The sequence below is a fragment of the Pseudomonas cyclaminis genome, from assembly GCF_015163715.1.
GTDB lineage: Bacteria > Pseudomonadota > Gammaproteobacteria > Pseudomonadales > Pseudomonadaceae > Aquipseudomonas > Aquipseudomonas cyclaminis.
Genome location: NZ_JADDUM010000248.1, coordinates 20,207 through 29,321, shown reverse-complemented (window position 1 = coordinate 29,321; position 9,115 = coordinate 20,207). Strand labels below are relative to the sequence as shown.

The 9,115-nt window shown below is 60.6% G+C and carries 8 protein-coding genes; 2 read left to right on the top strand and 6 right to left on the bottom strand.

Annotation, left to right across the window (positions count from 1 at the left end):
• Nucleotides 1-119 precede the first annotated feature (119 nt).
• On the top strand, nt 120-1,337 hold the full coding sequence (locus IQK56_RS26465) for a class I SAM-dependent methyltransferase (RefSeq protein ID WP_193863365.1): 1,218 nt from the start codon (nt 120-122) through the stop codon (nt 1,335-1,337).
• A 101-nt stretch (nt 1,338-1,438) separates the two neighbouring features.
• Here the strand turns inward: IQK56_RS26465 and IQK56_RS26460 are convergent, their stop codons facing one another.
• The 6 genes from IQK56_RS26460 to IQK56_RS26435 all read right to left on the bottom strand — a co-directional run bounded on the left by IQK56_RS26460 (nt 1,439) and on the right by IQK56_RS26435 (nt 8,454).
• The gene (locus tag IQK56_RS26460; protein WP_150674738.1) at nt 1,439-2,338 is read right to left on the bottom strand and encodes a DMT family transporter; all 900 of its coding nucleotides are present in this window, start codon (nt 2,336-2,338) and stop codon (nt 1,439-1,441) included.
• Between the two features lie 100 nt (nt 2,339-2,438).
• Complete coding sequence (locus IQK56_RS26455) at nt 2,439-4,997, bottom strand: TonB-dependent receptor (RefSeq protein WP_193901880.1); 2,559 nt, start codon at nt 4,995-4,997, stop codon at nt 2,439-2,441.
• 128 nt (nt 4,998-5,125) lie between these two features.
• Nucleotides 5,126-6,094: a FecR family protein gene (locus tag IQK56_RS26450; protein WP_150761381.1), complete on the bottom strand. Its 969-nt coding sequence runs from the start codon at nt 6,092-6,094 to the stop codon at nt 5,126-5,128.
• Entirely contained in the window at nt 6,091-6,630 is a 540-nt protein-coding gene (locus tag IQK56_RS26445; protein WP_122309346.1) for an RNA polymerase sigma factor, read from the bottom strand. The genes IQK56_RS26450 and IQK56_RS26445 overlap by 4 nt, the downstream gene beginning before the upstream one ends.
• A 140-nt stretch (nt 6,631-6,770) precedes the next feature.
• On the bottom strand, nt 6,771-7,643 hold the full coding sequence (locus tag IQK56_RS26440) for a dihydrodipicolinate synthase family protein (RefSeq protein WP_150761382.1): 873 nt from the start codon (nt 7,641-7,643) through the stop codon (nt 6,771-6,773).
• A 28-nt stretch (nt 7,644-7,671) separates the two neighbouring features.
• Nucleotides 7,672-8,454, bottom strand: a complete 783-nt coding sequence (locus IQK56_RS26435) for an aldolase (protein WP_122309343.1) — start codon at nt 8,452-8,454, stop codon at nt 7,672-7,674.
• Between the two features lie 106 nt (nt 8,455-8,560).
• Here IQK56_RS26435 and IQK56_RS26430 point away from each other — a divergent pair, with 106 nt between their 5' ends.
• Nucleotides 8,561-9,088: a helix-turn-helix domain-containing protein gene (locus IQK56_RS26430; protein WP_122309342.1), complete on the top strand. Its 528-nt coding sequence runs from the start codon at nt 8,561-8,563 to the stop codon at nt 9,086-9,088.
• Nucleotides 9,089-9,115 lie beyond the last annotated feature (27 nt).

The following is a 9,115-nucleotide window of genomic DNA, read 5'->3' as shown; positions in this document are numbered from 1 at the left end:
CCCCTCCCACATTGGGTCCCAAGTGGTCAGGCGCAGTACCGTTGATCAAATAACCCCGTGCCCTAAACCCCCATCCCCCCTAAAATGCCCGGCATTCCCTGCCCGAGGCGTTTTTTTTCATGTCCGTTACCGCTCAACCTGCCAGCCCCACGCCGGATCATCACGCCCAGTTCATCCAACTGCTGGACACGAGCCTCGCGCAGAACGCCTTTATCAAGCTGGTGCTGGCCAAGTACGTCGGCGAGGAAGCCGAGCTGCAACGGCTGATCATCAAGCCCGTGACGGTCAAGGAGCAGGCGTGCCTGTCCTTCGTCTACCGCTACAAGACCCGCGACATCACCAAGAACTTTGCGCTGGCCGATGGCGTGGCGGCGATTGCCGAGCTGCTGCCGGCCTCGTTCAAGAACGCGCATTTGCTGTCGCTGACCGACGAAGCCCAGCTGGAATACAGCAAGAAGAACAAAAGCTCGCTGTTCAAAAGCAAGCCCCAGCAACTGCGTGAGGCACCTTCGGCGGAGCACAACCGCGAAAAACATCGCTTTCTCGATCTGAGCCGACCGTTTCTCGCCGACCTGGGCGTGACCGACGCCAAGCAAGCGCTGATCCCATCGATGTCGCGCAAATGGAAGCAGATCAACAAGTTCATCGAAGTGTTCAGCCATGCGCTGACCTCGTCACCGCTCAAGCTCGATCAACCGGTGCGCGTTGCCGACTTCGGTTCGGGCAAGGGCTACCTCACGTTTGCGATTCACGATTACCTGCGCAACACCCTCAAGGCCGAAGGTGAAGTCACCGGTGTTGAGTTGCGCGAAGACATGGTGACCCTGTGCAACAACGCCGCCGCACGCCTGGAACACCCGGGGCTGGTGTTCAAATGTGGCGATGTACGCAGCGTGGCGCCGAGCGAACTGGACGTGATGATCGCGCTGCATGCCTGCGACATCGCCACCGACTATGCGATCCACACCGGCATCCGTTCCGGCGCGTCGATCATCATGTGTTCGCCGTGCTGCCATAAGCAGATCCGTTTGCAGATCCAGAGCCCGGCGCTGCTCAAGCCGATGCTGCAATACGGCTTGCACCTGGGCCAGCAGGCGGAAATGGTCACCGACAGTTTGCGCGCATTGTTCCTTGAAGCCTGTGGTTACGAGACCAAGGTGTTCGAGTTCATCTCCCTGGACCACACCAACAAGAACAAGATGATCCTCGCGGTCAAGCGTGCGGAGCCGGTGGACAATGTGCAGTTGCTGGAGAAAATCCAGGAGCTGAAGGCGTTCTACCAGATCACCGAACACTGCCTGGAAACCCTGCTGCGCGCCGACGGTTACCTGGCCTGAATACTGCTCAAATGTGGGAGGGGCTTACCCCCGATGAGGAAGTGTCAGTTGATGCATCTGCGACTGATCCACCGCCATCGGGGGCAAGCCCCCTCCCACATTTAGACGGTGCTCGGTTTAGGCGCTGGTGCCGGCTGCACGGATGTCTTGCGCCCCAGCATCACCGTCACAATCACCCCGCAGGCAAACACCCAGGTAATCGGCTCGATATGTTCGCCAAAGAACAACGCTGAAAACGCGATGGTGAAGAAGATCTGCAACAGCTGGATCTGACTGACCCGCGCAATGCCGCCCATGGCCAGCCCGGCGTACCAGGCAAAGAATCCCAGGAACTGCGAGAACAGCGACACATAGCCAAACGCCCACCAGGTGCGCATGGATATCGCGCCTTGATGCTGCGCTGCCAGGTACCACACCGGGCCGATCAACACCGGTGTCGACAGCACCAATGCCCAGCAGATCACCTGCCAGCCGCCCATCTCCTTGGCCAACCGGCCGCCTTCGGCATACCCCAGGCCACCTACGGCAATCGCGCCGAGCATCAGCAAATCACCGGCCTGGATACTGCCGGCGCCCGTGATCAACGCATAACTCAACACCAGCGCACTGCCCAGCGCCGCGCAGGCCCAGAAGGCTTTGGACGGTCGCTCATGGGACAGCCACGCCGCATACAGCGCCACGCACAGCGGTTGCAGGCCGTTGACCAGCGCGCCATGGGACGCCGGCAAGGTTTGCATGGCCCAGGCCGACAACACCGGAAAGCCCAGAATCACACCAGCAATGACCAGGCACAGCCCGCGCACCTGGCGCCAGGTGGGCCAGCGCTCGCGGCGCCACAGCAACAGCGCCGCCGCCGGCACCGCTGCGAACAAGGCACGGCCCAGGCCGTTGAGCAGCGGATGGATCTCCTGCACCACGATGCGGGTGAAGGGCAGGGTCAGGCTGAAGATGATGACGCCCAGCAGGCCGAGGGCCATACCGGTGTTTTCGCGCGAGCTCATGGGGGCAACCGAAATCCAGAGGGCTTCAAGGGAAGCCCATCTAGCCACAACCCCCGCCGAACAAGGGCCTACAGCTGGGTGCGGATTTATCCGTACAGTTTTAGAAGAAGCGTGTGACGCTGATCCTGGCATCGCGACCTTTGGTATAGGCGCGATCGCCGCTTAACGCGGGGCGGAAGTTGCTATTGAACATGTTGTCCAGGGTGAAGTTGACTTCGGTGCCCTTGAGGTACGCCTGTTGTGGTTTCCATTTGGCGAACAGGCCCTGTGTGTTGTAACGCTTGTTGCCGTACTGGTCGTAGAACAAATCGCCGACGCTGGTACCCGGCCCTCCAGAGTATTTGTCGCTGGGCAGTCGGTCGGTCGCGCCGATGAACTGGCCCATCCAACCCACCTGAGCGTCCCAGGCCGGAATGTTGGTACCCAACACCAGCACCCATTTGGTCGGCGGGATATCCCGCGCGGCCACGTCCGGCCCCCAGGGGTTGGTGTAGGCGCCTTCGTGCTGGCCTTTGGCATAGGCGTACGATACCGAGCCGAACAGGTAAGTGGAGTTATAGAGCGATTCGACCTCGACGCCCTTGATGGTCAGGCTGCCGATGTTGCGGTAGTTGGACATCGCGCCTGGCGGACACGCGGTGGCGATAGTGCCGCCGTTGACGGCCTGGTTCTGACAACCCACACCGGTGGCCTTGAAAATTTCGTCTTCAACCTTGTTGTGGAACAGCGTGGTACGCAGTTGCAGGCTGTCGTCCTGGGCGATCAGGTTGTCGAAGCTGGTGATGTTACCGACGGTGATCGAGGTGATGCGCTCCGGGTCAAGGTCCACACTGGTGGCGGTACGGTTGCCCAGGCCTTGCACTTCGTATTGCTCGTCGATGACCGGCGCACGCCAGGTCTGACTCCAGTTGGCGAATAATCCTATCTGCGGCGTCACGGTCCAGAATACCGCCAGGCGGGGTGACCAACCGGTGTAGGTGCGGTCACTGTAATCGTGGCCGACCGACGGGTCGGGGTTGCTGTAGTACGGCGCATCGTTGGCTTCGCCACGGTTGCGTACATGGTCGTAGCGCAGCGATGGGGTGACCGTCAGGCTGCCCAAGGTGACCGCGTCCTGGATAAAGAAACTGTTGGTATCGACCTTACCGTGGGGCATGAAGCCCGGCTGGAAGTGCCCATAGTTGTAGCGCTGCGTGTTGTAGGTGGTGCCGGGCATCCACATTTCGGTCTCGCGCACGTGTTTGCGGATCTGTCCGCCGACAGTCACTGCGTGCTGCAACGGCCCGGTGTCGAACAGGCTGATGTTGCGGATATCGAGATTTTTGTCGGTGTACGCCGTGTCCATCTTGCGCCCGCCGGTGGCCAGTTGGAAAAACGCAGTGGCGTCGCGCTCGTCGGTCTGGTCGGTGTTGGACTGGGAGTACTTGACGGTCAGGTCTACCAGCGGGTTATCCAGTGGTTGGTATTCATACTTGCCCGACCATGTCGTATCCACGGTGTCGCGATGGGCTAAAAAACGCTTGAGTGCCCCTTCGTATCCGTAGCGGTTGATGTTGGCCTGGGTTGGTGGCGTGGGGTAGCTCGCAGCAGAAAACGGTGTCCAGCGGTTGCTGTGGGACTGTGAGTAGGAGAGACCAACGGCATGTTCATCGGTGATATGTGCGTTGATCTTGAACAGTTTGCCGTCCACATCCTGGGCGGTATTGGGCAGGCGCTGGGGGTTGATCGGGTACTGGTTGTTCTCGTTGGGCAACTTGGCGGCCACCTTCATGTCGTCGCCGTCGCGTTTGGTCAGGTAGGCCAGCGCATCGAAGCGGCCATCGTCAGTGCGGCCATATACCGCGCCGCTGTAGACCTGTTCATGATCGTTGCTGGAGTAGCCGTATTTGACCATCGCACCGCTGTTGCGGCCGTCCTTGAGCAGATCCGGTGCATCTTTGGTGACCATGTTGACCGTGCCGCCAAAACCGCCGTTGCCGGTGAAGGGCGAATTGGGGCCTTTCTCCACCTCGATCGTCTTGATCAGTTCGGGCTCGATGAACACCGTGCCTTGCTGGTAGCGCTCGAAACCGCTCTTGGTGGCGCCGTCGACGGTTAGCGGCACGTCTTCGGCATCGCCGAAGCCGCGGATGTTGATGGTTTGGCCGCCCGGTTTGAGCGACCCACCCTGGCTGACGCCCGGCAAGGTTTGCAGCAGGCTCGGGATGTTATTGGCCTGGTAGCGATCGATGTCGGCTTGGGTCAGGGTTGAGCGGTTGACCGTACTGGAGTCAACTTCATTGCCCGTGCCAATCACGCTCAGCGCATCCAGCAGGATCGTACCGCTGTTGGTGGTCTTGGCCTCTTCGGGCTTTACCACGTAGGTACTGCCCACCTTGATCAAGGTGAATGCACCGTTTTTCAGCAGGGTGCGAATCGCCACTTCCGGGGTGAAAGCACCGTTGAGCGCCGGTGCCTGTACGTTCTTGAGCAGCGTTTCATCGAACAGCAACTGGATCTTCGCCTGCTGCGCCACCTGGCTCAGTGAAGTGGCCAGCGACTGGGCGGGCAGTTGCAGCGTGAGCGACTCGGCCTGGGCACTGAGGCTGAAGGCCAGGCAGCTGGCAATAAGGGTCGGTCGCAGAAACAGGTGCGTAGCGTGGCAAGGCGCGCGAAACATGGAATCCCCCGGTGTGGCCAAATGGCCGAAAATGTGTGCGTATCAAACGCAGACCGGAGGAAGACGGGGCTGGCTAAAAAAACCACACCTGCGAATGCAAAATATTCTCAAGTGTGGTTTTGGCTGGCTTACTTGCTCGGCTCTATCCGCACAATGCCATCGGCCGACGCCACGGTTTTCACCGGCAGCAAGGCGGGCAGGGCATTGAGCAGGGCGTCGGGGTCATTCACATCAAGATTGCCCGACAGCGTCAGGTGGGCCACGGCATTGCTTACCTGCAACGGCGCCTGGGGGCGGTACAGGCTCAGTTCATCGATCAGGCTGACCAGTTCGCGGTTGCGAAACGACAAGTGCCCGCTGCGCCAGTCGGCCACTTCCCCCGTCGCGAGGGTCTGTTGCTGCAAGGTGCCCTTGGCGTAGCCATAGCTGGCGCGTTGCTGCGCGCCGAGCAGCGTGACGGGGCTTTTCGCGTCCGGCTCGAAGGCCACCTGGCCATGGGCGACACTGACCACCAGTTGCTGCTGGCTGCGTCGCACGTCGAAACCCGTGCCCACGACGCGCACAGTGGCCTCGCCGGCCTGCACGAATAGCGGGCGTTCCTTGTCGGCGGCCACCTCGATGTACAGCTGGCCCTTGTCCAGGTGCACGATGCGTTGATGTGCGGTGAAATCCACGCGCAGACGGGTGTTGGCATTGACATACAAGGTACTGCCATCCGGCAGGTTCAAGGTGCGCATGCCCTTGGCATGGGCGGCGACCTGGGTGTGATAGCTCTCACGCGGCGCACCGATATGCGTGGCCAGCACCGCGCACACCAGCGCGGCGGCCACCGCCAGTGCAGGGCGCCATACCGACGGTTTGCGTTTGGGCAGCGCCACGGGCTTGTTCAGTTGCTGCAACTGGGCCAGGTCCGCCCACAGCTGCTCGAATTCGGCATAGGCGCGGGCATGGGCCGGTTCGGCTACCCAGGCGGCAAACGCCCGGCGGTCGGCGCGGTCGGTGTCGTTGCGGTTGCGCGCAAACCAGCTGGCGGCCTGGGCGTCGATGGCGTCGCTATCGTCGATATCCAGGTCGTCGGTGTCGCTCAGGCGGTTCATTCTGGCTGCTCCGTGCCGGGGTCGTTTTGAAGGCGTCGCTTGCAATGCAGCAGGGCAAAGGCGATGTGCTTTTCCACCATGCTGGTCGAAATGCCCATGCGTTCTGCAATCTGCGCCTGGCTCAGGCCTTCGAAGCGGTGCAGCATAAGGGCTTCTCGCCTGCGGGGCGAGAGTTCGGCGAGGACTTCTTTCAACTGTTCCAGGCGTTGTAGGCGATGAGCGGCGGCCATGGGATCGTTTTGCTCGTCGGTGACCGGTTCGGCGTCCCTGTCGGCCTGATCGGGGTGGACGGTTTGCCGTACCTTCTGCTTGCGCCAGTGATCACGCAGCAGGTTGCGTGCCATCTGGAACAGAAACGCTCGTGGCTGCTCGACCTTGGCGCGGTCGCGGTAGTCCAGCCATTGGGTAAAGACATCCTGGGTCATGTCCGCCGCGTCGCTGGCGTTGTCCGTGCGTTTGCGCAGGAAATACAGAATATCCGTATAAAACCCGCGAAAGGCATCGGCCGACACTGGGTCGGGCTTGGGACGAGACATGGATATCCTTCTTGACGAAGCACGACGTGGGAAAAGTCGTGAATGATATCGAGAACTATTGTCATTTGTCTCTATTTGAAGGATGTACTCCCTTTAAAATGTGGAAGGGAGCTTGCTTCCTTCCACACTGGATCAAAGCGTTAGCGCAGCAATGCTCTCAATTGTTCAATTCCCGCTTCACCCAACGGGAACACCGGCAATCGGGGATCGCCCACTTCCAGACCGGTCAAACGCAGCCCCGCCTTGATTGTCGCCGGCAACCCGCCCTTGAGGATGAACTCCAGCAGCGGTAACTGGCGATAGAACAGTTCACGCGCCCGGTTCAGATCATTGGCCAACACAGCCTCGTACAAATCCAGGTTGAGCTGCGGGATCAGGTTCGGCGCCGCCGTGCACCAACCCTTGGCGCCCGCCGCGAAGGCTTCCAACGCCAGCGGGTTGCAGCCGTTGTAGAACGGCACATCACTGTGACGATGCAACTGGTGCATACGCTGAATATCCCCGGTGCTTTCCTTGACCATGGTCACATTCTCGACCTGCTTGAGGATGCGCAGGATCAGTTGCACCGACATGTCCGTGCCGCTGGTGGCCGGGTTGTTGTAGAGCATGATCGGCACACCGACGCTGTCGCCGATCGCCGCGTAGTGGGCGAGAATTTCCGCCTCGCTGAGTTTCCAGTAAGAGGCCGGCAGCACCATCACCACGTCGGCGCCGTTGGCCTCGGCGTAACGGGCGCGGCGCACGGCCTTGGCGGTGGTCAGGTCGGACACGCTGACAATGGTCGGCACGCGCCGGGCGATTTTTGCGAGGCTGTAGGCGCTGACTTCGTCCCACTCGGCATCACTCAAATAGGCGCCTTCGCCGGTGCTGCCCAAGGGGGCGATGGCGTGCACGCCGCTGTCGATCAGGCGGTCGATGGAGCGGCCGAGGGCGCCGAGGTCAATGCTTTGCCCGTCAGCGCTGAACGGTGTGATGGTGTAGCCGATGATGCCGTGAATAGTGGGGTTGGACATGGATAGTCTCCGGTCTGAGAGGGGCGGGTCAGTTCAGGCAATCGGCGTGTTGGCGCAGGTTCTGCCGGGCGTAATAGTTGAACGCGGCGCCATGGCGCTTGGGTCGGGAAATCCAGTCATGGGCTTCGCGGCCCAACGCTGGCAGGATCGGCTTGATGGTGCCCGCCGCCATCGCCAGCAGCTGCAATTTGGCGGCGCGCTCGATCAACTGGGCGATTACGCAGGCCTCCTCGATACTCGCCCCGGTGGACAGTTGACCGTGATGCGAGAGCAAAATCGCGCGCTTGTCGCCGAGCGCCGTGGTGATGATATCGCCTTCCTCATTGCCCACCGGCACGCCTGGCCAGGCTTCCAGGAAAGCGCAGTCTTCGTACAGCGGGCAAAGGTCCATGTGGGACACCTGCAGCGGCACTTCGAGCATCGACAACGCAGCGATATGGGTGGGGTGCGTGTGGATGATGCAGTTCACATCCGGCCGGCCACGGTACACCCAGCTGTGAAAACGGTTGGCAGGGTTGGGGATGCCGTGACCTTCCAGCACTTCAAGGTCCTCGTTCACCAGCAACAGGTTGCTGGCGGTGATCTCATCAAAACCCAGGCCCAATTGTTGGGTGTAGTAGGTGCCTGGTGTGGGGCCGCGTGCGGTGATCTGCCCGGCCAGGCCGGAGTCGTGGCCGTTCTCGAACAGGATGCGGCAGGTGAGGGCCAGCTTTTGCCGGTCGGTCCACGTATTATCCGCCAGGCTGTTTTGCATCTGGTTCAGTGCGTGCTTGACCAGTTGGTCTTTGGGGAGTGCTAATGTCTTGGCCATATGGGTGTCCTTTGGGTTAGAGCAAATGACACTAAAGATGCTATATGACACTTTGTGTCATTGGCAAGCACAGCTTATCGTTTTCTGCATGGATTACCCGCAGCGCATGTCTATCCGTTTGAAATTATTGAGGAAAAAACTTGGCGTGACCTTGGAGGCCCTGGCTGAAAAATCCGGGATGACCAAGAGTTACCTGTCCAAGGTCGAGCGCGGGCTCAACACGCCGTCCATTGCCGCCGCGTTGAAACTGGCCAAGGCGTTGAACGTGAACGTCGAGGAATTGTTCAGCGAGGATCGCGTCAGCCTCGACAGCTACAGCCTGGTGCGCAGTCACGAGCGGCCCGACACCACGCCGGGTTACGCGGTGCTGGCCCATCAAGTCAGCGAGCGCAGCTTGCTGCCGTTCATCATTTACCCGCCGGCGGAGTTCAGCGACAAGACCTTCAAGGAGCATCTGGGGGAGGAGTTTCTGTTCGTGCATGAAGGCCGGGTGGAGGTGGACTTCATGACCGAACGGGTGATCCTGGAGCGGGGCGATGCGTTGCACTTCAATGCGCAGAAACCCCACCGGATTCGCTCGGTGGGGGAGGTTCAGGCGCAGTTGCTGGTGGTGGTGCACAGCGCGGAAGAATAATCACGATCCGAATTTGGAATGCAGTCC

Coding starts and splice junctions, on each gene's coding strand:
- IQK56_RS26465 (WP_193863365.1), top strand. CDS start 120: ATGTCCGTTACCGCTCAACCTGCCAGCCCCACGCCGGATCATCACGCC.
- IQK56_RS26460 (WP_150674738.1), bottom strand. CDS start 2,338: ATGAGCTCGCGCGAAAACACCGGTATGGCCCTCGGCCTGCTGGGCGTC.
- IQK56_RS26455 (WP_193901880.1), bottom strand. CDS start 4,997: ATGTTTCGCGCGCCTTGCCACGCTACGCACCTGTTTCTGCGACCGACC.
- IQK56_RS26450 (WP_150761381.1), bottom strand. CDS start 6,094: ATGAACCGCCTGAGCGACACCGACGACCTGGATATCGACGATAGCGAC.
- IQK56_RS26445 (WP_122309346.1), bottom strand. CDS start 6,630: ATGTCTCGTCCCAAGCCCGACCCAGTGTCGGCCGATGCCTTTCGCGGG.
- IQK56_RS26440 (WP_150761382.1), bottom strand. CDS start 7,643: ATGTCCAACCCCACTATTCACGGCATCATCGGCTACACCATCACACCG.
- IQK56_RS26435 (WP_122309343.1), bottom strand. CDS start 8,454: ATGGCCAAGACATTAGCACTCCCCAAAGACCAACTGGTCAAGCACGCA.
- IQK56_RS26430 (WP_122309342.1), top strand. CDS start 8,561: ATGTCTATCCGTTTGAAATTATTGAGGAAAAAACTTGGCGTGACCTTG.